The organism is Actinoplanes sp. NPDC021490, assembly GCF_055562135.1.
This window is the reverse complement of sequence record NZ_JBVHFW010000013.1, coordinates 116,595-142,169: the sequence shown is the minus strand read 5'-3', so window position 1 is coordinate 142,169 and position 25,575 is coordinate 116,595. Positions and strand designations below refer to the sequence as shown.

Below are 25,575 nucleotides of genomic sequence, written 5' to 3'. Positions count from 1 at the left end.
GCCCCGCCCGGTTAATGCGTTGTCCGGTGTGGGCCGCGTCCCTACCGTGGAGATCACCTGACCGGTTGTGGAGGAGGTGACCCGGTGAGTGATGTGCTCGTTCTCAACGCCGATCTGGGGCCGCTGCACCGGGTGAGCCTGCGGCACGCCGTACGGATGCTGGTGCGGCAGGTGGCCGAGGTGCACGAGGCGCGGCCCGACCGGGTGATCGGCGTCTGGCCCGTCCCGACCGTGGTGCGGCTGGTGACGTACGTGGTCACCCGCTGGCGCCACAGCCGCGGCCCCGGCTGGTCGCGCGCCGGTGTGCTGGCCCGCGACGGGCGGCGCTGCGCCTACTGTGGCCGGACCGCCTCGACCATCGACCACGTGCTGCCGCGTTCGCGCGGCGGCGCCAACAGCTGGCTCAACACGGTCGCCGCCTGTTACGGCTGCAACCAGCGCAAGGGCAACCGCACCCCGGCCGAGGCCCGCATGCCCCTGCGCGTCATGCCGTCGGCGCCGGCGTGGTCGACGCTGCTGTAGCGGGCGCCAGGTCGCGCTGATAGAGCAGGCTGCGGTGCATCGGAACGTAGCCGAGCGCTTCGTTCGTGCGGCGCATCGCGGCGTTGCTGTCCGCGGTGTCGGCGAGCAGGCCGTCGAGGCGGGGGAAGAGTTCCCGTACGCGGGAGATCTGCGCGGCCTTCATCCAGCGGGCCAGCCCGTGGCCGCGGTGGGCGGCCAGCACCCCGGTGCCGTAATGCTGGGCGTCGCCGGCGCCCGTGGCCGGGACCACCAGTTCGGTGAACCCGGCCATCTCGCCGCCGGGCCCGATCGCGGCGGTCGTGCTCAGCGTCTCGCCGCGCCGGGCCACGGCGTCGGCGATCGAATGGAGGCGGGCCACGTCCCACGACTGCGGCACGTAGGCGGTCTCGCCCATCGGCATGTCGTCCATCGCGGGCCGGGCCCGGGCGAACGTCTCGGCCAGCTCGGCCGGAACCGTGCCCTCCCAGTGCACCAGCCGGTAGCCGGGTACCGGTTCCGCGATCGGCTCGGCATCCTTCAGGGCCAGGCGCGTGTACGTGAGAGCGAGCACCTGCCGGAAGCCGCGCGCGACGCAGAAACCGTCCTCGCCGGGCCGGACGGGCTCGGAGAGCAGCGCGCGCATCCCGTGCTCGGTGGCCGCGGCCGTCACGGCGTCGAGCAGCCGGGTGCCGACACCGTGGCGCCGCTCGGCCGGATGCACGGTGAGCTGCACGTCGGCCGTGTGACCGGCGGTCGGCAGCCACAGGAAAGCGGTGCCGAGGGGACGTCCGTCGTCGCCCGCGGCCAGCCAGGCGAACCGTTCGCGGCGGGCCGGATCGATCAACGGCGTCAGATGCATGGCGATCATTGTGACCGCCGGCCCGGAGTTTGCGTACCCCCGCGGCCCGGGCCCGGACAGAGTGACCCCGGTGCGCGCTGGCGCTGCGCACCGGGGAGGTGTCAGGGCACGCCCGTCCGGCGCCGGGGGACACCGGACGGACGGCCCCGGTTCTGGTGAGGACTACCCGTTTCGGCCGCGCCCTACCAGGGTCGGCGGCGCCGATAGTGCCCGTGGTGCCGGTAATGACCGTGATGGCGATAGTGGCCGTGGTGCTGCCGGTAGTGCCCGTGATGGCCGTAGGGGCCGGGGGGCCCGTACGCGCCCGGGTGCCCGTACGCCCCGTGGCCGTACCCGCCGTGATGACCCCGCTTGTGCAACTTGGACGCGAGCAGCGACAGCAGGAACCTCTTGACGGATCCGCTCAACGTTTGCCTCCTTGGCTGGCTCCTCTACCACGGTAAGTGGTGAAGTCCAGCACTGGCTGTGACTGGCCTGACGGTTCCCTGAGACTCAGGACTTCCAGCGGATCATCGCCGCGGTGGCGTCGTCCCGGAGCTCGCCCTGCTCGTAGCTGACTATGGTGTGGATCAGGCTGCGCATCACCTCGGGCGCGGACAAGCCCAGGGCCAGCTGCCCGATCAGGAACGAGGTCAGCCGGTCGAGGCCGAAGAGCGCCCCCGACCGGTCCCGCGCCTCGGTGATCCCGTCGGTGTAGAGCACGAGCGTGTCGCCCGGTGTGAGCTGCTCCGTCGTCACGCGCGGCGGCCGGGGCAGCATGTTGCCCAGACCCAGCGGCAGGGCGGTCGGTGTCGGCAGCGCCGGCCGGGCCTCGCCGCCCCGCAGCAGCAACTCGGCCGGGTGCCCCGCGCTGATCCGCCGGTACAACCCGGTCACGGTGTCCAGCTCGGCCATGATCGCGGTCACGAAACTGCCCGGATACTGCGCCCGGATCCATTTGTCGATCGACTGGTAGGTGTCGGCCAGCCCCAGTCCCGAGCGCCGCGCGTTGCGATACGTGTTCAGCGTCAGCGTCGTGAGCGCGCTCGCCCCGATGCCGTGACCCACCGTGTCGAACAGCCCGACGTGCAGCACGTCGCCGTTGGCCGCGTAATCGAACGCGTCCCCGCCCACGTCGTAACAGGGCTCGAGGACGGCCGCGACGGTCGTGCCGTCGACCGCGAAGGTCAAAGGCGGCAACTGATTCCAGACGATCTCGGCGGCCAGCTGCATCGGCTCCCGCCGGCGGGTGTGCTCGACCGCGTCACCGTAGCCGCGGCGGCTCGAGATCAGCTCGGCCACCAGGGCGGCGATCACCTCGAGCTCGTCCAGATCGGCGGCCCGGGTGCGCAGTTCCAGGACGCCCAGCCGTTCCGCGCCGTGCAGCAGCGGCAGCCACACGCACTCGTCCGAGGTGGTCACCCGTCCGGTGGTGAAGGCCTCGCCGGCCGGGGTGCCGTCGACCGGTATCGGGGCGACACCGGTCAGGTCGCGGCCCCGCAGCGGGTGCAGCCGCAGCTGGCCGTAGTCGATCAGCAGCACGGTGGCGGTGGCCGCGCCCAGCAGCGGGGCCGCCTCGTGCAGCAGGGCGGGCAGATCCTCGGCCCGTCCCCGATGTCGCAGGTCCAGCAGTCTGCGTACGGCTTCCATCGACTCGGGCACAAAATCCTCATGCCCAGCCGGGCCCGTGGTCAATCGACGCGGTACCGCTCGACCAGACCGGCGAGGATCTTTCGGGTCCGGTTCAGGTCGTCGATCTGCCTGGTGACCCGGTCCAGCTCGGTCGTGAGGCGTTCCGCGAGCCACGGCGTACGGATGGCCTCGTTGTTGATGCACGGCAGGACGTCCTGGATGGTGGCGCTGTTCAACCCGGCCGACAGCAGCGACTGGATCAGCGAGACCCGCTCGACGGCCGTCTCCGGATAGTGCCGCTGCCCGCCGCCGCTGCGCGCACTGACCAGCAGCCCCTGCTCCTCGTAATAGCGCAGGCTCCGGGCACTCGCCCCGGTCGCCGCGGACAGGTCGCCGATCCGCATCGCAATCCTCCCGGAAAAGGCCTTGACCCTTACATGGATGTCAGGTTCTAGCGTAGACGCATGACAGCCGTCACCGCCTCCCTCGTCCAGCCCGTCACCGTGGCCGGCCTGCCGCTGAGCAGCCAGTTCGTCATGGCTCCGATGACCCGCGAGCGGTCGCCGGGGGGCGTGCCGACGCCGGAGAACGCCGCGTACTACCGCCGCCGCGCCGAGAACGGGGTCGGCCTGATCATCACCGAGGGCGTGCTGGTCGACCACCCCAGCGCCGGCCATCAGACCGACGTCCCGCGACTGACCGAGGGCCCCGCCGAGGCCGGCTGGCGGCACGTGACCAGTGAAGTGCACGCGGCCGGGGGACGCATCGCCGCGCAGCTGTGGCATCTGGGCAGCCAGCGCGAGCCGGTCGACGGCTACCCGTCGTGGACCCCCGGCACGATGACCGGCCGCGACTTCGACACCATCGTTTCCGCGTACGCCGCCTCCGCGCGAGCCGCCGTCCGGGCCGGCTTCGACGCCGTCGAGGTGCACGCCGCCCACGGCTATCTGCTCGACGAGTTCCTGTGGCCGGTCTCCAACCCGTCCCGGGCCCACCGCGACTTCCCGGCCGAGGTGGTCCGGGCCGTCCGCGCCGAGATCCCCGCGTGCATGCCGCTGATCGTCCGGTTCTCCCAGTTCAAGGAGCGCGACTACAGCGCCCGCATCGCCGAGACCCCGGACGAGCTGGCCGGCCTCCTCGAGGGCCTGCGCGCGGCCGGCGCCGACGTCCTGCACGCCTCGCAGCGCCGATTCTGGGAGCCGGTCTTCGACGGCAGCCACCGCAACCTGGCCGGATGGGCCAAGCACCTCACCGGCCTGCCCTCGATCACCGTCGGCTCTATCGGCCTGACCCGCGACTTCGCCGCCTCCGCGCGCATGCGCGAGCTGCTCGAACGCCGTGAACAGGGCGAATACGACCTGATCGCGCTCGGCCGGGTGCTGCTGGGCAACCCCGGCTGGGTCACCCTGGCCGCCGCCGGACGCCACGACGAGATCCGCGACTACCACAAAACGGACGAGGAGCGATACTTCTGATTTTGCCGCGCGGAACCGGCCCGTCTTGGTGGAATCGACACCATGGTTGCCGAAACGCCCAGAGCCGCCGTACGCGCATGGCGTGACGGCCTGGTCAACCTCGACGCCGGCAACCGCCTGCTCAACTTCCGCCCCACCGCGAGCGGAACCCTGGAGATCGCCGGACCGGCCGCCCCCGACATCGTCTCGGCCCTGCGCGGTGACCGCGACTACGGGTTCCTGCCCGCCGGCGCCCGGCCCGAACCCGGCGGCCTGTTCCGCACCCAGCTGACCGCCGTCGCGCTCGGCACCCAGCTGCGGCGGCTGCTGCGCAAATCCCGCCAGGAGTTCCTCGACCGCGGGGTGGCCGCCCTGCACCTGGCGATCGGCATGCTGCACTGGCGCGACGAGGACGGCGTGGCCCTGACCAGCCCGATCCTGCTGCTGCCGGCCGAACTGGTCGCGCGGGCGCCGGCCGACGTGCCCCGGCTGCGGGTGCGCGGCGAGGACCCGGTCGTCAACCCGGCGCTGGCCCTGCGGCTGCGGCGGATGGGCATCGTCATGCCGGGCGTGGACGGGCTGGCCGGGCTGGATGTGCGGGCCTATCTGGAGGAGCTGCGCGAGGACGTCAGCAACCGGGACTGGCGGGCCGAGGAGACCGTGCTGCTGTCCCGGATCACGTTCCACAAGGAGGCGATGTACCGGGATCTGCTCGACAACGAGAACCGGATCGTCGCGCACCCGCTGGTCGAGGCACTGGCCGGAAAATCGGGCACCGAACAGCCCTGTGGAAAACCTGCCCAGCCCCCCTTGACAGGGGTAAGTTCATCCCACCTTTCCCCGGGTGGGTGGGGGGTGGCGGGTGGGCATAGGGAGCCGTATACACGCGAGGACCTACCACTGGTGCTCGACGCCGACGCCACCCAACGAGCCTGCGTAGAGGCGGCCCTGAAAGGCCAGAGCTTCGTGCTGGACGGCCCGCCCGGCACCGGCAAGTCCCAGACGATCGCCAACATGATCGGCTGCCTGATGCACGCCGGGAAGCGGATCCTGTTCGTCTCCGAGAAGGCGGCCGCCCTCGAGGTCGTGCGCAACCGGCTGGCCGCAGTGGGCCTGGAGGCGTACCTGCTGGAACTGCACAGCCACAACGCGACCCGCAGGGAAGTGGCCCGGGCGCTCGCGAGTTCCCTCGACGCGCTGCCGGCGGAACCGGCCGGTGAACCGGATCACGGGCGGCTGCGGGAACTGCGCGGTCTGCTCAACGGCTATGCGACCGCGATGAACGAGCGCCGCGAACCGCTCGGCCGCACGCTGCACGAGGTGCTCGGGGACTGCGCCCGGCTGACCGGGCTGCCGGAGTTGCCGGCGCCCTGCGAACGGCCGGCCGAGCTCACCCCGCAGTCGGTCAACGACGTCGGGGAAGCGGCGGATCTCCTGACCCGCTGTCGGCGGGCCGCGGCCGAGCCGCAGAACTTCGTGTGGCGCGAAGTCACCGAGCGCGCGCCGCTCGGAGAGGCCCTGCGACGGGCCCAGCAGTCGCTGCACGCGCTCGCGGAGGAGGCCGGGCAGCACGCGGGGATGGCCGAGGCGTTCGAGGTGCGCCGGCCCTCCTGCGCGGGCACGCTGGCCATGCTGGTCACCCACGCCGCCCGCCGGCCGTCCGCGGTGGCCGACGCATGGCTGACCGCCCCGAGCCTGGAACCGGTCGGGCGGGCCGCCCAGCGCCGGTCCCGGCGGCTGGCCGACGCCCGTCGGGCCCGGCAGGCGGTCCGCGAGGCGGCCGGCGTCGAATGGCATGAGCTGCCCGATCTGGTTCCCCCGGCGGTCGAGCCCCGGACGCTGACCGCGGCCGGGGCCGAGGAGACGGTCCGCCGCCTGACCGGCGAGGCCGACGCCCTCGACGACCTGCGCGGGGAGGCCGCGGCCACGGCCGCCCGGCTGGGTCTGCCCGCACCGGCCACCTTCGCCGACCTGATCCGCCTGGCCGAGCTGGCCGAACTGGCGGGCCATCCGCACCGCCCGGAACCGTTCTGGTTCTCTTCCGGCGTGCTGCCCGGCGTCTCGGTGGCCGCGGCCGCGCTGCGACAGCGCACCGAGGCCCTGATCGCGGCCGAGACCGAAGGCCGGCGCTGGTTCCACGAGACGATCACCGAGCAGCCGGTCGAGCAGCTGGCCGACCGGCTCGCCCACGAGCACCGCGGGCTGCGCAAGCTGCTGGGTGCGTACCGGCGGGACTGGAACGCGGTGGCCGCGTACGCCCGGCCCGCCGTTCCACCGGACGTCGCCGTCGCCCACATCGGCGCCGCGGTGGCCTGGCAGCGGGCGTTGCGCGAGCGGGCCGCGGCCGAGAGCCAGTACGCACCCCTGCTCGGCCGGTACTGGCGGGGTGACGCCGCGCTGCACGAGGCCCTGGGGCTGGCCGGCGAGATCCTGCGGCTCAGCCCGTCCGGGGCGCTGCCGGCCGTGGCCGACCAGATCTGCCGTCCCGTGCCCGACCCGAGCCTGGCCCGCACGGCCGCCCGGATCCGTGCCCTGGTCGTGCGCGAGTCGGCCGCGGACACGCCGCAGGATGCCGCCGCCCGCCGCCGGGCCCAGGTCGGGCCGCTCACCGAGGTCGCGACCGCGTTGCGCGCCTTCGCCCACGCGCTCGGCCGCGACGCCGATGTGGACGAGGTCCGGCGGCTGGCCCGCCTGCGCCGCGCCGCGGCCGACGAGGAACGCGTCCTGGCCGACGACACCGCGGGGGCGGTGGCCGACCTGGGGCCGGCGGCCGTGCACGACGATGAGCTGGAAGAGGCGGTGGCGTGGGCCCGGGCGGCCCGGCGGCTCACCTCCGGAGTGGATCGGCCGCTCACCGGCGGGCAGGCGGCGGCCCTGCGCTCGGACGGCGGCGCCACGGTCCTGAACGAGCGGTCCGGCGCGTGGGAGGACGCCCGGGACACCGTCGTGTCCGCGTTCGCGCCGGGCCGCCGGGCCGACATCGCCGAGGCGCTCGACGACTACGACGGCGTGCTGCTGGCCGGGCTGCTCGACGACCCGGACGGGCAGGACCAGTGGCTCGGGTACGACCGGGTCCGCCGGGGGCTCACCGCGGAGGCGATCGCCGCCTGCGCCGGGGTGCCGGACGACCAGGTGCGCCCGGCCCTGCACCGGGCGGCGCTGGCCGCCTGGGCCGGCGCGGTGATCCGCGACGACGAGCGGCTGCACCCGATCGGCGGCCTCGAACGCGACCGGCTGGTCGAGGAGTTCCGCGGGCTCGACGTCGCGCTGGCCGCGTCGGCGCCGGCCGCGATCGTCGAGGCGGTCGAGCGGCGGCGGGTGGCGGGGCGCGTGCCCGCCGAGGTGATGCTGCTGCGCCGCGAGGGCATGAAGGAGACCCGCCATCTGGCCGTACGGGACCTGATCGGACGCACCCGGCAGACGGTGCAGACCGGCCGGCCGTGTTTCCTGATGTCGCCGCTCGCGGTCAGCCAATTCCTCCCGGCCGACCTGACCTTCGACGTGGTCATCTTTGACGAGGCCTCGCAGATCGCCCCGGCCGACGCGATCAACTGCCTGTACCGGGCGGACGCGGTGATCGCGGCGGGCGACGACCGCCAGCTGCCGCCGACGTCGTTCTTCACCCGCACCGACTCCGACGACGGCAACGACGTCAACGACTTCCAGTCCGTCCTCGAGCTGGCCAAGGGCTGCGGCGCGTTCCCGGTCCACGGGCTCGGCTGGCACTACCGCAGCCGCCACGAGGCGCTGATCGCGTTCGCCAACAACCGCTTCTACGAGGGCCGCCTGCGAACGTTCCCGGGTGCCAACGCCGATCCGGAGACCGGGGTCGAGCTCATCCCGGCGCGGGGCACGTACCGGCGGGGCAGCACCCGCGACAACCCGGTCGAGGCCGAGATGGTGGCCGAGCGCATCGTCGCGTGCCTGACCACCCGGCCCGAGCTGTCGCTGGGCGTGGTCACGTTCTCGGTGGCGCAGGCCGAGGCGATCGAGGCCGCCCTGGAACGCGCGGCCGCCCGCCACCCCGGCCTCGACCGGCTGCTCGAGGGCGACCGGCTCTCCGGGTTCTTCGTCAAGAGCCTGGAGTCGGTGCAGGGCGACGAGCGCGACGTGATGATCTTCTCGATCGGCTACGGGCGCGACGAGCAGGGCCGCATCAGCAGCAACTTCGGCGCGCTGAACCAGCCCAACGGATGGCGCCGGCTCAACGTGGCGATCACCCGGGCCCGGCGCCGCGTCGAGATCATCTCGTCGGTCCGGGCCGGCGACATCCCCGAGTCGGCCAACGAGGGCGTACGCCACCTCGCCGCCTATCTCGACTACGCCGAGCGGGGCGCCGCTGCGCTGCCCGGCCGGGAGCCCGCCCCCACCCCGTTCGTCACGTCGGTGCTGGAGACCGTGCGGTCGTGGGGGTATCGGGCCAAGGCCGGCGTCGGACTGGACGGCTACCGGATCGACGTCGGCGTGCGGCATGCGGCGCCCGGGGGCAGTTACGTGCTCGGCATCGAGTGCGACGGGCCGCGCTACGGCTCGATCGGGTCGGCCCGCGACCGGGACCGGCTCGCGGGCGAGGTCCTCACCGGACTCGGATGGCAGCTGCACCGCGTCTGGGGCGCGGCGTGGCATCGCGACCGGGCCGCAGAGGAGGCACGGTTGCGCGCGGCGATCGACCGGGCGACCGGCGGGCTGCCCTCCGCGGGGCCGCGCCCCTACCGTCGAGTAGAGTCGCTCGGACTCCGTCTGGTGCCCTGAAGCTTTGAGTCTTAGACCGTTTAGGACCGAATCCGGTATTGACTCGTTGCGCTCGGATGTCCAGCATATGTCGCGTGACCTCCGGGACCTCGTCGGCGCAGGCAGCGCCGGTCAGCTGCGTTGCGTTCCGCGCTGACGGCCGTCGGCTGGCCAGTGGGACGCAGGCCGGCAAGGTCACCGTCCTGGAGACCAGCGACCCCGCTCGGCCCGTGACGATGACCGAATTTGCCCATCGTTCGGCCGTGCTGGCCGCGTCCTGGAACCCGGGTGCGTCCGATCTGCTGGCCACCGGTTCGGCCGACGGCACGGCCGCGGTCTGGCGCGTGGTCGACGATCGTCCGCCCTATCTGATGAAGGTTCTCGGCGGGCATCCGTCCGCCGTCACCGGAGTCTCCTGGATGCCCGACGGCCAGCATCTGCTCTGCCAGCTGGCCGACGGCCGCGCGGCCGTGTGGCAGGCCTTCGGCGAGACCTATCTGGGTGAGCTGGACGACTGCGTGCGCCTCGACGTGAGCTCGACCGGTCTGGTGGCCACGGTCGGCGCCAACGGTTTCGTGGCCGTTCGCGATCTCGCCCAGGACCGGACGCCGCTGGCCGGCCGGGCCGCCCCGGCCGTCGAAGCCTGCGCGTGGTCACCCGACGCGAAGACCCTGGCCCTGGCCCGCCGGGACGGCGCGATCGAGCTGCGCAACGCCCACCTCGACCCGATCCGCACCCTGCGGGCGGGTGACTCGCCGCTGCGCTCGGTCACCTGGTCGGCCGACGGCCGGCATGTGCTGGCCGGGGCGTACGACGGGACGGTGTTCGCCCTCGACTCGGCGAGCCGGCCGCACTGGCGGCTGACCGACCCGACGATCCGCACCCGCTCGCTCGCCATCGGCGGCCCGGTGCTGGCCACCGCCACCTTCGCGGGCCGGCCCTACCTGCTCGACGCCACCTCGGGCACGCCGCTCACCCCGGGGCTGTCGCTGCCGGCCCTGCCCGCGCCGACCCGCCCGTTCCGCGACGGGGTGCTCGCTGCCGAGGGCCGGGTCGTGACCGCGGGCCCGCCGCACGGCAGCGACCGGACGATCGTGGTCGAGCACGATCTGCGGGTCGGGGCGATCGACTCGCTGGCCGACCGGGTCGTCGTCTCGGCCGCCCACCAGGCCGTGCGGGTCGCCCGGCTCGACCCGATGGCGTACGAGGTGGAACGCGGCATCACGTTGCGCGCGCCCGAGCCGGTGCGCACGGTCGCGCTGCTCGGCACGCCCGAGACGACAGTGGTGGTCGCGGCGTCGTACGAGTTCCGGCTCTATTCGTGGACCGTCGACTGGACCGGCCCCCCGGTCGGGCCCGGCCTGGTCGGCGAGTTCGGCGCCGGGATCGCCGCCCTGCAACGCCTCGACGAGCAGCGCCTGACCGCCACCGACCACCGCGGCGAGCTGGTCATCCTCGCGCTGGGAGCCGACGGCGCCCTGTCGTCCTAGCGGCCTATTCGAAGCGCGAGGGATCGCCCGCGCCGACGCGCAGGATCTCGGGTTCGCCGCCGGACAGGTCGATCACCGTGGTCGGCTCGACGCTGCCCTCGCCGGAGTCGACCACCGCGTCGACGGCGTGGTCGAGGGTCTCCTTGATCTCCCAGCCCATCGTCATCGGCTGCTCTTGGCCGGGCAGCAGCAGCGTGCTCGACACCAGCGGCTCGCCCAGCTCGCCGACGATGGCCTGCGCGACGATGTGGTCGGGGATCCGTACGCCGACCGTCTTCTTCTTCGGGTGCAGCAGGCGGCGCGGCACCTCCTTGGTGGCGGGCAGGATGAACGTGTACGGGCCCGGGGTGGACGACTTGATCGCCCGGAACGACGCGTTGTTGATCTGCACGAACTGGCCCAGCTGCGCGAAGTCGTGGCACATCAGCGTGAAGTGGTGCCGGTCGTCGAGGTGCCGGATCTCGCGGATGCGGTCGAGGCCGTCCTTGTTGCCCATCCGGCAGCCCAGCGCGAAACACGAGTCGGTCGGGTACGCGATCAGCCCGTCGGCCCGCACGATGTCGATCACCTGCCGGATCGAGCGCGGTTGCGGGTTGTCCGGATGCACGTCGAAATACTTCGCCACCGGCAAAGCCTAGTGAGTCACCGCGGCATGCGTGATCGACTCGCCGCGTGCAGGCCGTGGATGACCGCCGCCATGTCCAGCTCGCCGTGCCCGAGGGCGGCCGTCTCGGCGTACAGGGAAAGGCAGACGTCGAGCAGCGGGGACGCGACGTCGCGGTGGCGTGCGGCCTCGACGATCAGCTCGTTGTTCTTGAGGACGTCGCGGATCGCCGCCTGCACCTCGAAGTCGCCGCTGACCAGCTTGCCCGCCTTGACGCGGGAGACGGTGCTGGCCATCGGCCCGGCGTCGAGCACGCGACGGAGCAGAGCCGGGTCGAGCCCGTACGCGTCGGCGAAGTGGAACGCCTCGGCCAGCCCGGTGACCATGCTGATCAGGAACGTGTTGACGGCCAGCTTCATGAGCAGGCCACCCGGCACCGGGCCGCAGTCGACGACCTGCTTGCTCATCGCGGCGGCCAGGGGCTGGACCTGCAGCTTGCCGGATTCGTCGCCGGCCACCATGGTGATCAGCTCGCCCGCCTCGGCCGGCCCGCGTGAGCCCGAGACCGGCGCCTCGACGTACCGCCCGCCCGCGCCCTCGATCCGATGACCGAGGCGGGCCGAATAGCCGGGGCTGGTGGTGCCCATGTGGACGACCAGTCTGCCGTCGACGTCGATGCCGTGCAGCACCTCGTCGATGGCCTGCTCGGTGGCCAGCATGAGGATCACGACGCCGGCCCGGCCGAACACCTCGGCCGGGGTCGCCGCGCGCGTCGCGCCCGGGGGAGTGTTGCCGCGGTCGGTGCGGCTCCACACGATCAGGTCGATGCCGGCCCGGGCGAGGTTGGCCGCCATCGGCGCGCCCATCACGCCGAGCCCGAGAAACCCTACGGTCATGCCGCTCACCGTAGATTTCCGCGGTCCTCCGACGCGGTGGCCAATTCCCGGGTTGTGGCCCCGCGCGAACTTCCGCGCCATCCGAAACCGGGGCTGCGGCCACTGTGGACCGTGAAATGCTGCGATCGTTCAACGGATCGACTGCTCCGGAGGCCAGCCCATGCCCGTGTCGGTGAACCTTGACGCCCTGCTCGACGAGCCCTTCCGCGACCTGCCGATCGCCGAGCTGGTCAACGCCCCGGTCGCCGCCCTGGCCGGGGTCAGCGACGAGGAGGCCCAGGGGCTGAGCCTGGCCTTCGGCATCAACACGATCGCCGACCTGGCCGCGAACCCGTTCATCCGGGCCGCCGTCGCGATCGCCCGGATGGCCGAGGCGGCCGGCCCGCCCGCCCCTTAGCTTTCGCGCGGGCCAGGGCCGAGGTCGTCGGGGGTCTGCTCGGCGATCGTGAACTCGCACCACGGCGACCAGCCACCACCTCCGACGGACGGCGGCACGCCCTTGACCCGCCACTTGTACGACTCGCCGTGCTCGAGGTCCCCCTCACCGAGCGAGAAGTCCAGGGCGGCCGTCAGCCCCGGCGGCCAGTAGGAGGCCGGGATGATGCGGTCGTGGGCGGTCGGGCCGTGCACGCCCCGGATCTGGAACGCGGCGTCGATGCGTCGCAACCCGGGTCCGGGCGTGAAGGTGGCCGACAGCGTCGGGCGCACGGTGTCGAGCACGGGACGGTCCTCACCGGCCACGCAGATCCGGCCGTCCGCACCGCGTCCGAGGGCCGGGTCACGACGACGGTGAGGATCGACAGCACCACGACGATCCCACCGCCGATCGCCATCCTCGTCAGCGCCCGCGAATGATCCGGCGCGGGCGTCCGGGACGGCACGGGCGCCGGGGGCTCAGGGCGCGCGGCCTGGCCGGCCCGCTTGCGCTTGTTTTCTCGTACGGCGTAAAGGCTGCCCAGCACGGCACCGGCGACCGCGAGCAGCACCGCCCACCTGGTCGCGCGGCGCGACGATCGCGGCGGCGTCACAACGGTCCGTTCGGCCTCCCGCGGCAGAATCTGAGGTCGAGCCCCCGGCCGACGACCTTCCCACGCGCCGGACCTCCCCCGTACGGGGAAAAGGGTTATCGGACGCTGCCCATGAGCCGGCGCAGGAGCGGGGACAGGGCCAGCAGGGCGCCGCCCAGGACGATGGCGATCACGCCGAGGATGCCGAAGTAGGGCACCTCGTGCTCCTCGCTGTAGTAGCCGGCCAGGGTGCCCGAGAGTGCGGTGCCGAGGGCGACCGACAGGTAGAACAGGGCGACCATCTGGGTGCGGAACGCCTCGGGGGCCAGCTTGGTCGACAGGGACAGGCCGACGGGGGAGAGCAGCAGTTCGGCGATCGTGAAGACGAACAGGATGCCGGTCAGGGCGAGCAGGGGAACGCTCGCGGAGCCGGCGAACGGCAGGAAGAGCAGGAACGCCACACCCATGATCGCGGTGCCGGCGGCGAACTTGACCGGGCTCGACGGCTGACGGTCGCCGAGGCGGGTCCAGATCGCGGCGAAGACGCCGGACAGGATGATGATGAAGACCGGGTTGATCGACTGGACCCAGGAGACCGGCATCTCCCAGCCGGCCAGGTTGCGGTCCAGCCGCTTGTCCGAATAGATCGTGACCACCGTGAACTGCTGCTGATAGAGCGACCAGAAGGCGGCGCTGGCGATGAACATCGGAATGAAGGCCAGGACCCGGCGCCGCTCGGTGTCGTCAATGCGGTGGCTGGACAGGATGACGACGAAGTAGGAGATCGCCGCCAGGATCGACAGCACCACCACGATCGAGGAGAGCCAGTCCGCCTTGATGAAGAGCGCCGCCACGAAGACCGCCACGACGACCACGGCCGCGGCGCCGATGACGATCGGCAGGCGGGCCCGCGGCAGGGGGTTGGCCACCTCCTGCGCCGACGGCGGGAGGCGGCGGCGACCGGCCGCGTACTGGGTCAGCCCGATCGCCATCCCCACGGCCGCCAGCCCGAACCCCCAGTGGAACCCGGCCTCCTGCTGGAGCAGGCCGGTGAGCAGCGGACCGGCGAACGCGCCCAGGTTGATGCCCAGATAGAAGATCGAGAAGCCGGCGTCGCGCCGCTCGTCGCCGGGTTCGTACAGCAGGCCGACGATCGTGGTCGCGGTCGCCTTGACGCCGCCGCTGCCCAGCGCCACCATCACCAGGCCGGCCGCCACCCCGCCGATCCCCGGGATCAGCGCCAGCGCGATGTGCCCGGCCATCACCAGGATCGCGCTTCCGAACAACACCCGCTCCGGCCCGAACAGCCGGTCGGAGAGCCACGCGCCGATCACCGTGGCCAGATAGACCGAGCCCCCGTACGCCCCGACGATGCTGGTCGCCGTGCCCTCGTCGATGCCCAGCCCGCCCCGGGAGGCCTCGTAGTACAGATAGATCAGCAGGATGCCCTGCATGCCGTAGAACGAGAACCGCTCCCACAGCTCCACGCCGAAGATGTTGGCCAGGGGCCGCGGCTGCCCGAGAAAGGTCATGAGCCGGGCTTACCCGGGAAGCGCGGCGGTAAGTGCGTCGCCGTCAGCCGGAAATGATGTCCTTGCGCATCCGGACGATCGGGACGGGCGCGCCGCCACGGGCGTCCTCGATCCGCTCCACTTCCTCGAAGCCGTAGCTGCGATAGAGCGGCTCGCCGGCCAGGGTCGCCATCAGTTCGAGTCGCGTGAAGCCCTCGGCCGCGGCCGACTTCTCGCAGAGCCCGAGAATCATCCGCCCCACCCCGCGGCGCGTGAACTCCGGATGCGTGTACATGGCCCGCACCCTGGCCGGATCGGTCGCCGGATCGAGCAGCGCGCTGTCCCGGGTCGCCGAGTGGTCACCCCCGTAGAGCGTCGCCCGCCGGCTCCACCCGCCACACCCCGCCGGCACCCCGTCCGACTCGATGACGAAATAGGTGCCGTCGTCGATGAGCTGCGTATCCAGCCCCATGATGGCCGCGCTGCTGCGAATCTGCTCCGCACTGAGAAACCCTTGGAGCAGCTCCGCGACAGCCAGCTTCATGAGCCTCCGCAGCGATTCCACGTCATCGCGGGTGGCGAGCCGGCTGGTCAGAGACATCTCCCCATTCTGCTGTCCGCGCAAGCGCCGGGCCAGGTCCGGACGGGGTTGACCCGGGGCGCCGTCGTACCGCTATTGTACTAGGTAACTAGATGATTAGAGGTTACGGATGATCGAGTTTCATCTGGACGCGCGGTCCGGGGTGGCGCCCTATCTGCAGCTCATTCAGCAGGTGCGGCAAGCCATGCGGCTGGGCCTGCTCTCCGAGGGCGACCGGCTGCCGACGGTCAAGGAGGTGGTCGCCGGGGTGGCGATCAACCCGAACACGGTGCTGAAGGCGTATCGCGAGCTGGAGTACGAAGGGCTCGTGCAGCCCCGCCCGGGGCTCGGCACCTTCGTCACCCGCACGCTCGGCGGCGACGACGACAGCCGCGCCGCGCACGAGCCGCTGCGCCGGGCCCTCACCGAGTGGCTTCAGCAGGCGCGCACGGCCGGGCTGGACGACGAGGATGTCGAGGCTCTGCTCCTGAGCACGTTTCGCGACTTTTCGGAAGAGAGAGCGGGGCGAAGGGGATGACTGATGTCGTTACCACCAAGGGCCTCACCAAGCGGTACGGCCGGCGCCCGGCGTTGACCGACTGCACCCTGGACATCCCCGCCGATCACGTCGTCGGCCTGGTCGGACCGAACGGCGCCGGCAAATCCACGTTGCTTCAGCTGGCCTGCGGCCTGCTCGCGCCCACCGCGGGCAGCATCGAGGTGCTGGGCCGGGCGCCCGTCAGCGGTTCGCCCCGCGTCGGATTCGTCGCCCAGGACACTCCGGTCTACCCGGGCCTGACGGTCGCCGAGCACCTGCGCTTCGGGGCCCGTCTCAATCCGGGCTGGGACGCGTCGATCGCCGAGGGCCGCGTCGCCGAGCTGGGCCTTGACCCGTCGCAGCGCGCGGGCAGGCTCTCCGGCGGCCAGCGGGCCCAGCTGGCGCTGACGCTCGCGATCGCCAAGCGTCCCGAGCTGTTGCTGCTCGACGAGCCGGTGGCCGCCCTCGACCCGCTGGCGCGCCGCGAGTTCCTGCAGGCGCTGATGTCCTACGCGGCGGAGAACGGCACCAGCGTCGTCATGTCCTCGCACCTGGTGGCCGACCTCGAGCGGGTCTGCGACTACCTGATCGTCCTGGTCGGCTCGCGGGTGCGCATCGCCGGCGAGGTCGACGAACTGCTCGGCACCCATCACCGCCTCAGCGGCGCCCGCCGCGACCCGGCCACGCTCGGCCCGGGCCGCCACGTGGTCGCGGCCAGCCACACCGACGTCCAGTCCACCCTGGTCGTCCGGAGCAGCGCGCCGATCGACGATCCGTCCTGGTCGGTCGACGGGATCAGCCTGGAGGACCTGGTCCTCGCGTACATGTCCGAGGCCGGCGCCGCCGGTCGTGACCGCGTAATGGAGAAGCGATGATCTGGCTGACCTGGCGGCAGTTCCGGCTCCAGGCCTGGGTGGCGGCCGCGCTCATGGCCGTTCTCGCGGTGCTGATCGCGATCACCGCGCCCGGCGTCTTCGACCTCTATCGCAGCACGGGCCTGTCCGCGTGCACCAGCGCCTGCGACGACCTGGCCGAGACGTTCCTCACCCGCGCCTCCACCAAAACCGCGTTCGCGGCGTACGCGCTCGGGTCTCTCGCTCTGCTGCTCGCGCCCGCGCTGATCGGCGTCTTCTGGGGCGCGCCGCTCGTGGCGCGGGAACTCGAGACGGGCACGCATCGGCTGGTCTGGAACCGGACCGTCTCCCGCGGCCGGTGGCTGGCCGTCAAGCTGACCGGGATCGGCCTGGCCGCGGTGCTGGCGGCCGGGCTGCTCAGCCTGCTCGTCACGGTGACGTCGGGGCCGTTCGACCGGGCCGGCACCATGGGCCGCACCGCACCGCTGCTGTTCTCGTCTCGCGGTGTCGTGCCGCTGGGCTACGCGGCCCTGGCGTTCGTGATCGGCGTGGCCGTGGGCATGCTGACCCGGCGGCTGGTCATGTCGATGGCGATCACCCTGGTGCTCGTGGCCCTGGCGCAGGTGGCCGGGCCGTTCGGTTTCCGGGCCCATCTGGCCGAGCCGGCTACCGGGACCAGCGCGTTCAACGCGGAACGCATCGACTCGCTGGGGATCGACCCGACGAACACCATCACCATCACGATGCGGCCGCCCGAGCGGGACTCGTGGGTGTTGTCGAACGTGACGGTCGGTCCGGACGGCCAGGAATACACCGGGCCGGTCGACCCGGAGAAGTGCGGCATGAAAGGCAGCCCCGAGGAGTGTCACGCCTGGCTCTCGGCACAGAACTTGACGCAGCGGGTCGAGTATCTGCCCGCCTCGTCATTCTGGACGCTGCAGTGGCGCGAGCTGGGTTTGCTCATAGTGGCGACCGGATTACTTTCCGGATTCTGTATGTGGTGGATGAGGCGACGCATCATCTAGCAGTGGGTAATGGTAATTTTGCTCTGCGTATTTGTTTCCGGATGGAAAGGCTTCCCCTCCATCTAGCCGGGGAGCAGGCCGAATGGACGACCCGCGGCGGCGTCCGGACGAGGCGGCGGTCCTGACGGTTGATTTTTCCAGGTGGCCATGGTCACTGACCTGGAAAAGATCACAATTGCCGATACCGATCGTAACTCAAGGGTGCTTACGGACGGGAAATGAACTATTTTTCTCTCCGGTGCCGTACCCCCTGTTGGACGCGTCGCGACTTGCCTGATACTTGGGCGACTCGTGCGCCGCCTCACACAGGTCGAAGTTCCACCCGGAGAGGACGCTTCCCCAAATGCGCAAGAAACTGCTGGCTCTCGCCGCCGTCGGCCTGATGGCGACGGCCACCATGACTGCGTGTGATGACTCCGGCGATTCCAGCGAGTCGAGTAGTGGCGGGGGCACTTCGGGCGGCGGTGACGGCAAGCCCCGGGTGGGCGTGATCCTGCCCGACACCGAGAGCTCGAACCGCTGGCGCGACGAGGACCCCAAGTATCTGAAGGCGGCGTTCGACCAGGCCAATGTGCCCGTCGAGATCGTCAACGCCCAGGGCGACCGCGCGAAGTTCGAGCAGGTCGGCGACCAGATGATCAACAGCGGCGTCAAGGTGCTGATCATCGCCAACCTCGACTCCGAGAGCGGCAAGGCCGTGCTGGCCAAGGCGCGCGAGAAGAAGATCCCGACGATCGACTACGACCGCCTGACGCTCAACGGCAACGCCAGCTACTACATCAGCTTCAACAACGTCGAGGTCGGCGAGCTTCAGGGGTACGGGCTGCAGAAGTGCCTGACCCAGAAGGGCATCAAGAACCCGGTGATCGCCCAGCTCAACGGCTCGCCCTCGGACAACAACGCCACGCTCTTCAAGCAGGGCTACGAGAGCGTGCTCAACCAGCAGTACGACGCGGCCCGCTACACCAAGGGCCCGGCCCAGTGGGTGCCCGACTGGGACGCCGACGAGGCCGGCAAGATCTTCGAGCAGATGCTGGGCCAGACGCCGCAGATCGCCGGGGTGCTCGCGGCCAACGACGGCATCGGCAACGCGGTCATCAAGGTGCTCCGCAAATACAACCGCAGCGGCAGCGTGCCGGTCACCGGCCAGGACGCCACCCTCGAGGGCATGCAGAACATCCTGAGCGGCGAGCAGTGCATGACGGTCTACAAGGCCGTGCGGGAAGAGGCGCAGGCCGCCGCCGGCGTGGCGATCAAGCTCTTCAAGGGCCAGGACCCGGGGGTCGCCGACACCATCAAGGACCCCGAGTCCGGTGGCTACGTGCCGTTCATCGGCCTGAAGCCGCGGTCGATCACGCTCGCCAACATGAACGACGTCGTGCGGACCGAGAAGTACATCGCCGAGGCCGACCTCTGCAAGGGCAAGTACCTCGCCCTGTGCGAGCAGCACGGCATCGGCAAGTTCGCCGACGCCAAGTCGGACGACGAGGACGACAACCAGTAGAGCCGTGACGAGAAGGGGCCGGGCGGAATCCGCCCGGCCCCTTTCGCATGCCTAGCCGAGCAGCTCCTTCACCCGCGGGACGACCTGCTCGCCGTACAGGGAAATGGCCTTCATCATCTTGTCGTGCGGCAGCGTGCCGGCCGAGTACTTCAGGTCGAAGCGCTGGATGCCGAGGTGCTGGATGGTGTGCGCGACCTTCTGGGCGACGGTCTCGGGCGAGCCGACGTGCCAGGCGCCGTCCCGGATGTCGATCTCGAAGCGGTCGCGGCTCAGCGGCGGCCAGCCCCGCTCGCGGCCGATCCGGTTGAGCATGTTGCGGGCGTGCGGCCAGAGCGTCTCGACCGCTTCCTCGTCGGTCTCGGCCACGAAACCGGGGCAGTGCACCGCGACGGGCTGCTCGGGCTGTTCGAACTCCTTGAGCGCGCGCTGGTAGAGCTCGACGTAGGGCGCGAACCGGACCGGCTCGCCGCCGATGATCGCCAGGACCAGGGGCAGGCCGTGCTGCGCCGCCCGGACCACCGACTCGGGGCTGCCGCCGACCCCGATCCACGTACGGATGTGGCCCGACTCTGTCTTGGGAAAGACCTGCTGGCCGGTCAGCGGCGGCCGGACCGTGCCCGACCAGGTGACCGGGCCCTCGTCGAGCAGCTTGGCCATCAGGTCGGCCTTCTCCTCGAACAGCCGCTCGTAGTCGGTCAGCTCGTAGCCGAACAGCGGGAACGACTCGGTGAACGAGCCGCGGCCCAGGATGATCTCGGCCCGCCCGTTCGACACCGCGTCGAGGGTGGCGAAGCGCTCGAAGACGCGTACCGGGTCGTCGGAGCTGAGCACGGTGACCGCGGTGCCCAGTTTGATGCGCTCGGTGCGCGAGGCGATGGCGGCCAGCACGATCTCGGGGGAGGAGACCGCGAAGTCGTCGCGGTGGTGCTCGCCGAGACCGAAGCCGTCGATGCCCAGGCGGTCGGCCAGCACGGCCTGCTCGACGACGTTGCGGATCACTTGCGCGTACGACAGCTTCTTGCCGTGTTCGTCGACGGTGACGTCGCCGAAGGTATCGAGTCCGAATTCCACTTGATCACTCTAGGTGCTATCGCGTGCGGCCCTTGAGGCGGCGGCCCATCTCGCGCGCGATCTCCTTCTGCGCGTCCCGCTCGGCCAGGACCTGACGTTTGTCGTACGACCGCAGGCCGCGCGCCATCCCGAGCTCGACCTTGGCCCAGCCGTCGTTGAAGTACATCGAGAGCGGCACCAGGGTGAGCCCGTTGCCGTCGCGCAGCTGGCTGAGGATCTTGACGATCTCGGACTTGTGCAGCAGCAGCTTGCGGGTGCGGCGGGGCGCGTGATTGGTCCAGCTGCCGTAGCCGTACTCCGCGATGTGCAACCCGTACAGCATGATCTCGCCGTTGTGCTCCTGAGCGAACGCGTCGACCAGCGAGGCCCGCCCCTCGCGCAGCGACTTCACCTCGGTGCCGGCCAGCACGAGACCTGCCTCGTACGTCCGGAGGATCGCGTAGTCGTGCCGCGCCTTCTTGTTCGAGGCGATCAGTTTGCGTCCGGTCTCCCTGCTCACGGGGGAGACCTTAGCTTCACGGCACGGGACGCCGCATGGAATAAGTCACGCTGCTCAGCCGGTGCGGCTCGTTGTGGACGTGCATGGCGGCCCGGTCGAACGCCTGCCAGCCGGCCGCGCCCGCCCGGTTCAGATGGCGCAGATCGTCGAAGCGTTCGTCGGTGCCCCAGCGCAGCACCCCGCCCGGGTGATGGAAGGTGGCGGTCCAGTCCATGAACCGGTCCGCGCCGAGCGTTCCGGCGGCGCGATATTCGAGCCGCGCGTATTCCCAGTTGGTCACCCTTGGATTATGCCGAAATGACCTTGGAGCTCGCGACCCAGGGACGTTTGCCGCGTGGCCGGACACAGTGGACTCGTGCTGCTGGAATTACCCTGAGTTAACCCTGAGAAGTGTTTGGCCGGGCACCGGGGCAGGCTTACGCTCCGCCAGTCTGGCTGGCCGGGCCTCGGGGGGAACGAGATGGCAACGGGTGGAGTGGCAAAGCTGGTTGCGGGCCGATGGACGAAGTGGATCGTCCTGGCCTTCTGGATCGTGGTTCTGGTTCTCGCGGCGCCGCTCGCGGGAAAGCTGACCGACGTCGAGAAAAACGACAATTCCGCATGGTTGCCCGGCGGGGCCGAGGCGACCCAGGTGGCCGATCTGCAAAAGCAGTTCCAGCCGGACGACATCGCCCCGGCGATCGTCGTCTACGAGCGCACGAGCGGCGCCATCACGCCGGCCGACCTGGCCAAGGTGCAGTCCGACGTGGCCCGGATGGGCACGGTCGAGGGCGTGACCGGCAAGGTGATCGGTCCGGTGCCGAGTGAGGACAAGGCGGCCGTCCAGGTCATCGTCCCCGTGCGGATCGACGAGGACGGCTGGGACGCCCTGCCCGACGTCGCCGCCACGATCGAGTCGACGGCCGAGACCGGCGCCCCGGACGGCCTTGACGTCTATCTGGCCGGCCCGGTGGCCTCGGCGGCCGACTCGGCCGGCGCGTTCGCCGGCATCGACGGCACCCTGCTGTACACCACGCTGGCCGTCGTCGCGATCATCCTGCTCGTCACCTATCGCAGCCCGGTGCTCTGGATCCTGCCCATCCTCACCGCGGGGGTGGCCCTGACGACCGCGCAGGCCGTCATCTATCTGCTCGCCAAATACGCCGACCTGGCGGTCAACGCGCAGAGCGCGGGAATCCTGACCGTGCTGGTCTTCGGGGCCGGCACCGACTACGCGTTGCTGCTGGTCGCGCGATATCGGGAAGAACTGCGCCGCCACGAGGACCGGCACGAGGCGATGCAGTTCGCCCTGCACCGGGCCGGCCCGGCCATCATCGCCTCCGCGGCGACCGTGGCCGTCGGCATGCTGTGCCTGGCGCTGGCCGACCTCAACTCGACGGCCGGCCTGGGCCCGGTGGCCGCGATCGGTGTCGTCGTCGGCCTGGCCGCCATGGTCTCGCTGCTCCCGGCGTTCCTGGTGATCTTCGGCCGCTGGCTGTTCTGGCCGGTCCGCCCGCGATTCGGCACCGGCGAACCGACCGCGACCGGTTTGTGGGCCCGGCTCGGTGGCCGGATTGCCCACCATCCGCGCCGGGTCTGGATCGGCACGGCCGTCGTGCTCGGCTTGATGTCCCTCGGCCTGCTGCAGTCCAACGCCGTCGGGCTGACCTCGGCCGAGCAGTTCACCACCGAGCAGCCGTCCACGGTGGCCGAAGAGGCCCTGGCCCGGCACTTCCCGGCCGGCGGCGGCCAGCCCGTCACGGTGATCGCCAACGCGCCGAGCGCCGCGCAGGTGAGCCGGGAACTCGGCTCGGTGCCCGGCATCAGCGAGGTCGCCGAACCCGTGGCCAAGGGCGGCCTGGTGATGATCGACGGCACGCTGGCCAGCTCGCCGGACAGCGCGGCCGCGCAACGCACAGTGGAACAGGCCCGCGAGACGCTGCATGCCATCCCCGGCGCCGACGCCAAGGTCGGCGGCTACACCGCGGTGGTGGTCGACATCAACGACGCCAACCAGCACGACAACCGGCTGATCATTCCGCTCGTGCTGCTCGTCGTGCTGATCATCCTGGGCCTGTTGCTGCGGGCAATCGTGGCGCCGCTGATCCTCATCGCCACGGTGGTGCTCTCGTTCGCGGCCGCGCTCGGCGTGAGCGTGCTCGCCTTCCGCTACCTGTTCGACTTCCCGGCCGAGGACACGTCGTTCCCGCTGTTCGTCTTCGTCTTCCTGGTCGCGCTGGGCATCGACTACAACATCTTCCTGATGACCCGGGTTCGCGAGGAGGCGCTGCAGCACGGCACCCGGCGCGGCGCGCTGATCGGCCTGGGCGCGACCGGCGGGGTGATCACCTCGGCCGGCATCGTGCTGGCCGGCACGTTCGCGGCGCTGGCCAGCCTGCCGCTGGTGGCGTTCGTCGAGATCGGGTTCGCGGTGGCCTTCGGCGTGCTGCTCGACACGCTGATCGTGCGGTCGGTGCTGGTGACCGCGCTCAACCTCGACGTCGGCCGGTGGATGTGGTGGCCCAGCAAGCTCGCGCACAAGCGGGACGAGGAAACCGGTGACGAGCCGGAGAAACCATTGTCATCATCTGAACCCGAACTTACGCATTGAGCCGTCGGCCGCGCACCCTCGAAGCCTGACTGAGGAGGCGTGGCCGATGAAGGCTGTCCGAGTTCACTCCTACGGCAAACGACCGTCCGTCGACGACGTAGGCGAACCGGAGATCACCGGTCCGCTCGACGTTCTCGTGCAGGTCGGCGCGGCGGGGCTGTGCCGCACCGACCTGCACATCATCGAGGGCCAGTGGGCCGAGAAGTCCGGCGTGCAGCTCCCGTACGTGATCGGCCACGAGAACGCCGGATGGGTGCGCGAGGTCGGTAGCGCGGTCACCAACGTCGCGCCGGGCGACGCGGTCATCCTGCACCCGCTGGTCACCTGCGGGCTGTGCCGGGCCTGCCGCTCGGGCGACGACGTGCACTGCGAGAACTCCAAGTTCCCCGGCATCGACACCGACGGCGGCATGGCCGAATACCTGCTGACCAGCGCCCGTTCGGTGGTCAAACTGGCCGACGGCCTGGAACCGGCGGCCGTGGCCGCGCTCGCCGACGCGGGGCTGACCGCGTATCACGCCGTACGCAAAGCCGTGCCCCTGCTCCCTCCCGGCCGGACGTGCGTGGTGATCGGTGCGGGCGGGCTCGGCCACATCGGCATCCAATGCCTGCTCGCCATGACCGCCGCTCGCGTGGTCGTGATCGACCCCAACGAGAAGGCCCGCGAGCTGGCCACGGAACTGGGCGCCCACGAGGTGCGGGCCAACGGCGACGACCTGGCCGACAGCGCCCACGTGGTGCTCGACTTCGTCGGCGAGCAGGGCGCCGAGGCGCTCGGCCTGACCATGACGCGGCGGGCCGGCAGCTACTACGTGATCGGCTACGGCGGCACGGTCAGCATCCCCACCATCGACCTGATCTCCACCGAGCGCAACATCATCGGCAACCTGGTGGGCTCGTACAACGATCTCGACGAGCTGATGATCCTCGCCGCCCAGGGCAAGGTCACGCTGCACACGCGGCAGTACCCGCTGGCGGCGGTCAACGAGGCGATGGACGACCTCGAAGCCGGGCGCCTGCAGGGCCGGGGCATTCTCGTGCCCTGAAACGCCCTAGGCCAGCCGTCCCGTCCGGGCGGCCGTGGTGAGGGCGACCGCCCGCGTCGCCCGCACCGCGCCCAGCCGCACGGCCCGTTCCACCGACGAGCGGTCCGCGCGCAGCTGGGCCGTCGGCATCGACACGGCGACCGCCCCGACGAAGCGGCCCGCCGCGTCGGTGACGGGGGCGGCCATGCAGCTCAGGCCGTCCTGGAACTCGTCGACCTCGACCGCTAGACCGGTGCCGCGCACCTCGCGCAGCTGCCGGATCAGCAGACCACGGTCGGTGACCGTCCCGGCGGTCACCGCCGGGATCCCGGTGTGCTCCAGCAGCGTCTCGCGGTCGTCGACCGGCAACGAGGCCAGCATCAGCTTGCCGAACGCGGTGGCGTGCGGCACCTGGTGGAAACCGACGGCGAGGATCCGGATGCGGGGGTGGACCGGGCATTCGGCCACGTGCGCGACGACCATCTCGGCGTCGCGCAGCGCGGCGTAGTAGGAGGCGGCCTGCGCCTCGCGGTGGATCACCGTGGCCACCCGCTGCACCTCGGGCGGGGCGGCGATCTGCCGGTGCAGGCCGCGGGCCAGGTCGTCGACGCGGTGGCCCAGCGCGTACGCCCGCTCGTCGGCCAGATGCACCAGATAACCCCCGCCGACCAGGGTCGTCAGCAGGTGATAGGTGGTCGGCAGGGTCAGGCCGAGATCGCGGGCCAGATGCTTGGCCTGCACCGGGCCGGGCGCCGACGCGATGTGGTCGAGCACGCGCATCGCGCGCTCGACGGATTGCAGGACGCCGGTGCCCTTGCCGCTCATCCGTTCAGCCTGCTTCGGAAGAATCCCTTCAGGGAAGAGCGTTCACTGATCGCGCGAAAGGGAGACCACAAATGATCTTCATTACCGCCAAGTTCCCGGTCAAGCCGGAGTTCGCCGACCGCTGGCCGGAGATCTCGAGGGCGTTCACCGAGGCGACCCGGGCCGAAGCCGGCTGCCTGTGGTTCGACTGGTCCCGCAGCCTCGACGACCCGGACGAGTACGTCCTGGTCGAGGCTTTCCGCGACGGTGACGCGGGCGCGGCCCACGTCGGGTCGGCCCATTTCAAGCAGGCGCAGCGGGATCTGCCACAGTATCTGTCGAAAACACCCAAGATCGTCAGTCAGACTGTTGATCAGGACGGCTGGTCCGAACTGGGCGAACTCGCCGTCGAATAGACGCAC

Annotated in this window: 25 protein-coding genes; 12 read left to right on the top strand and 13 right to left on the bottom strand. The window is 71.1% G+C overall.

The genetic code is table 11. The annotated features are described in order from the left end of the window. Positions 1-84: 84 nt before the first annotated feature. Positions 85-522, top strand: coding sequence for an HNH endonuclease (locus ACZ3I4_RS30610; protein ID WP_465385503.1), 438 nt, complete (start codon positions 85-87; stop codon positions 520-522). Here the strand turns inward: ACZ3I4_RS30610 and ACZ3I4_RS30605 are convergent. The 4 genes from ACZ3I4_RS30605 to ACZ3I4_RS30590 all read right to left on the bottom strand — a co-directional run bounded on the left by ACZ3I4_RS30605 (position 485) and on the right by ACZ3I4_RS30590 (position 3,375). Beyond that, positions 485-1,360: a GNAT family N-acetyltransferase gene (locus ACZ3I4_RS30605; RefSeq protein WP_465385502.1), complete on the bottom strand. Its 876-nt coding sequence runs from the start codon at positions 1,358-1,360 to the stop codon at positions 485-487. The two genes, ACZ3I4_RS30610 and ACZ3I4_RS30605, sit on opposite strands and share 38 nt — an antisense overlap. Before the next feature lie 182 nt (positions 1,361-1,542). Beyond that, positions 1,543-1,767, bottom strand: a complete 225-nt coding sequence (locus tag ACZ3I4_RS30600) for a hypothetical protein (RefSeq protein ID WP_465385501.1) — start codon at positions 1,765-1,767, stop codon at positions 1,543-1,545. An 85-nt stretch (positions 1,768-1,852) separates the two neighbouring features. Continuing rightward, positions 1,853-3,001: a PP2C family protein-serine/threonine phosphatase gene (locus ACZ3I4_RS30595; protein ID WP_465385500.1), complete on the bottom strand. Its 1,149-nt coding sequence runs from the start codon at positions 2,999-3,001 to the stop codon at positions 1,853-1,855. A gap of 29 nt (positions 3,002-3,030) precedes the next feature. Beyond that, positions 3,031-3,375: a MerR family transcriptional regulator gene (locus ACZ3I4_RS30590; protein WP_465385499.1), complete on the bottom strand. Its 345-nt coding sequence runs from the start codon at positions 3,373-3,375 to the stop codon at positions 3,031-3,033. 60 nt (positions 3,376-3,435) lie between these two features. Between ACZ3I4_RS30590 and ACZ3I4_RS30585 the strand changes: the two genes are divergently transcribed. From ACZ3I4_RS30585 to ACZ3I4_RS30575, 3 genes are all read left to right on the top strand, one after another. Next, positions 3,436-4,446 (top strand): oxidoreductase, encoded by a 1,011-nt coding sequence (locus tag ACZ3I4_RS30585; RefSeq protein WP_465385498.1) that lies wholly within the window; start codon positions 3,436-3,438, stop codon positions 4,444-4,446. A gap of 42 nt (positions 4,447-4,488) precedes the next feature. Beyond that, positions 4,489-9,177 carry a DUF4011 domain-containing protein gene (locus ACZ3I4_RS30580; protein WP_465385497.1) on the top strand — a complete coding sequence of 1,563 codons (4,689 nt, stop codon included), beginning with the start codon at positions 4,489-4,491 and terminating at the stop codon, positions 9,175-9,177. A gap of 74 nt (positions 9,178-9,251) precedes the next feature. Beyond that, complete coding sequence (locus ACZ3I4_RS30575) at positions 9,252-10,646, top strand: WD40 repeat domain-containing protein (RefSeq protein ID WP_465385496.1); 1,395 nt, start codon at positions 9,252-9,254, stop codon at positions 10,644-10,646. A 4-nt stretch (positions 10,647-10,650) separates the two neighbouring features. Here ACZ3I4_RS30575 and ACZ3I4_RS30570 read toward each other — a convergent pair whose 3' ends face one another. Next, a complete protein-coding gene (locus tag ACZ3I4_RS30570) occupies positions 10,651-11,271 on the bottom strand; it encodes an L-threonylcarbamoyladenylate synthase (protein ID WP_465385495.1) in 621 nt (206 codons plus the stop codon). Between the two features lie 17 nt (positions 11,272-11,288). Then, positions 11,289-12,227, bottom strand: a complete 939-nt coding sequence (locus ACZ3I4_RS30565) for an NAD(P)-dependent oxidoreductase (RefSeq protein ID WP_465385494.1) — start codon at positions 12,225-12,227, stop codon at positions 11,289-11,291. Positions 12,228-12,306: 79 nt separating this feature from the next. On the opposite strand from ACZ3I4_RS30565, the gene ACZ3I4_RS30560 reads away from it, so the two are divergent. Then, positions 12,307-12,543 carry a hypothetical protein gene (locus tag ACZ3I4_RS30560; protein ID WP_465385493.1) on the top strand — a complete coding sequence of 79 codons (237 nt, stop codon included), beginning with the start codon at positions 12,307-12,309 and terminating at the stop codon, positions 12,541-12,543. Here the strand turns inward: ACZ3I4_RS30560 and ACZ3I4_RS30555 are convergent. The 3 genes from ACZ3I4_RS30555 to ACZ3I4_RS30545 all read right to left on the bottom strand — a co-directional run bounded on the left by ACZ3I4_RS30555 (position 12,540) and on the right by ACZ3I4_RS30545 (position 15,265). Beyond that, positions 12,540-12,866 carry a hypothetical protein gene (locus ACZ3I4_RS30555; protein WP_465385492.1) on the bottom strand — a complete coding sequence of 109 codons (327 nt, stop codon included), beginning with the start codon at positions 12,864-12,866 and terminating at the stop codon, positions 12,540-12,542. The genes ACZ3I4_RS30560 and ACZ3I4_RS30555 overlap by 4 nt on opposite strands. A 403-nt stretch (positions 12,867-13,269) precedes the next feature. Next, positions 13,270-14,685 carry a peptide MFS transporter gene (locus ACZ3I4_RS30550; RefSeq protein ID WP_465385491.1) on the bottom strand — a complete coding sequence of 472 codons (1,416 nt, stop codon included), beginning with the start codon at positions 14,683-14,685 and terminating at the stop codon, positions 13,270-13,272. A gap of 43 nt (positions 14,686-14,728) precedes the next feature. After that, on the bottom strand, positions 14,729-15,265 hold the full coding sequence (locus ACZ3I4_RS30545) for a GNAT family N-acetyltransferase (RefSeq protein ID WP_465385490.1): 537 nt from the start codon (positions 15,263-15,265) through the stop codon (positions 14,729-14,731). 109 nt (positions 15,266-15,374) lie between these two features. Between ACZ3I4_RS30545 and ACZ3I4_RS30540 the strand changes: the two genes are divergently transcribed. The 4 genes from ACZ3I4_RS30540 to ACZ3I4_RS30525 all read left to right on the top strand — a co-directional run bounded on the left by ACZ3I4_RS30540 (position 15,375) and on the right by ACZ3I4_RS30525 (position 19,165). Further along, positions 15,375-15,782 (top strand): GntR family transcriptional regulator, encoded by a 408-nt coding sequence (locus tag ACZ3I4_RS30540; RefSeq protein WP_465385489.1) that lies wholly within the window; start codon positions 15,375-15,377, stop codon positions 15,780-15,782. Then, on the top strand, positions 15,779-16,657 hold the full coding sequence (locus tag ACZ3I4_RS30535; RefSeq protein ID WP_465385488.1) for an ABC transporter ATP-binding protein: 879 nt from the start codon (positions 15,779-15,781) through the stop codon (positions 16,655-16,657). Before ACZ3I4_RS30540 ends, ACZ3I4_RS30535 begins: the two co-directional genes overlap by 4 nt. Continuing rightward, positions 16,654-17,661 carry an ABC transporter permease subunit gene (locus ACZ3I4_RS30530; RefSeq protein ID WP_465385487.1) on the top strand — a complete coding sequence of 336 codons (1,008 nt, stop codon included), beginning with the start codon at positions 16,654-16,656 and terminating at the stop codon, positions 17,659-17,661. The genes ACZ3I4_RS30535 and ACZ3I4_RS30530 overlap by 4 nt, the downstream gene beginning before the upstream one ends. Before the next feature lie 343 nt (positions 17,662-18,004). Beyond that, positions 18,005-19,165: a sugar ABC transporter substrate-binding protein gene (locus tag ACZ3I4_RS30525; RefSeq protein WP_465385486.1), complete on the top strand. Its 1,161-nt coding sequence runs from the start codon at positions 18,005-18,007 to the stop codon at positions 19,163-19,165. Positions 19,166-19,216: 51 nt separating this feature from the next. Here ACZ3I4_RS30525 and ACZ3I4_RS30520 read toward each other — a convergent pair whose 3' ends face one another. Genes ACZ3I4_RS30520 through ACZ3I4_RS30510 form a run of 3 tightly spaced genes read right to left on the bottom strand, consistent with a single transcriptional unit; the run spans position 19,217 to position 21,015 of the window. Continuing rightward, positions 19,217-20,236, bottom strand: a complete 1,020-nt coding sequence (locus ACZ3I4_RS30520) for an LLM class flavin-dependent oxidoreductase (protein ID WP_465385485.1) — start codon at positions 20,234-20,236, stop codon at positions 19,217-19,219. A gap of 16 nt (positions 20,237-20,252) precedes the next feature. Continuing rightward, positions 20,253-20,735: an SsrA-binding protein SmpB gene (smpB, locus tag ACZ3I4_RS30515; protein WP_465385484.1), complete on the bottom strand. Its 483-nt coding sequence runs from the start codon at positions 20,733-20,735 to the stop codon at positions 20,253-20,255. A 16-nt stretch (positions 20,736-20,751) separates the two neighbouring features. Continuing rightward, complete coding sequence (locus ACZ3I4_RS30510; protein ID WP_465385483.1) at positions 20,752-21,015, bottom strand: hypothetical protein; 264 nt, start codon at positions 21,013-21,015, stop codon at positions 20,752-20,754. A 180-nt stretch (positions 21,016-21,195) separates the two neighbouring features. Here ACZ3I4_RS30510 and ACZ3I4_RS30505 point away from each other — a divergent pair, with 180 nt between their 5' ends. Together ACZ3I4_RS30505 and ACZ3I4_RS30500 are read left to right on the top strand one after the other, a co-directional pair. Next, a complete protein-coding gene (locus ACZ3I4_RS30505) occupies positions 21,196-23,325 on the top strand; it encodes an MMPL family transporter (protein ID WP_465385482.1) in 2,130 nt (709 codons plus the stop codon). A 46-nt stretch (positions 23,326-23,371) separates the two neighbouring features. After that, positions 23,372-24,370: an NAD(P)-dependent alcohol dehydrogenase gene (locus tag ACZ3I4_RS30500; protein ID WP_465385481.1), complete on the top strand. Its 999-nt coding sequence runs from the start codon at positions 23,372-23,374 to the stop codon at positions 24,368-24,370. A gap of 6 nt (positions 24,371-24,376) precedes the next feature. Here ACZ3I4_RS30500 and ACZ3I4_RS30495 read toward each other — a convergent pair whose 3' ends face one another. Then, on the bottom strand, positions 24,377-25,174 hold the full coding sequence (locus tag ACZ3I4_RS30495; RefSeq protein WP_465385480.1) for an IclR family transcriptional regulator: 798 nt from the start codon (positions 25,172-25,174) through the stop codon (positions 24,377-24,379). A 71-nt stretch (positions 25,175-25,245) separates the two neighbouring features. Here ACZ3I4_RS30495 and ACZ3I4_RS30490 point away from each other — a divergent pair, with 71 nt between their 5' ends. Continuing rightward, complete coding sequence (locus tag ACZ3I4_RS30490; RefSeq protein WP_465385479.1) at positions 25,246-25,569, top strand: putative quinol monooxygenase; 324 nt, start codon at positions 25,246-25,248, stop codon at positions 25,567-25,569. Positions 25,570-25,575 lie beyond the last annotated feature (6 nt).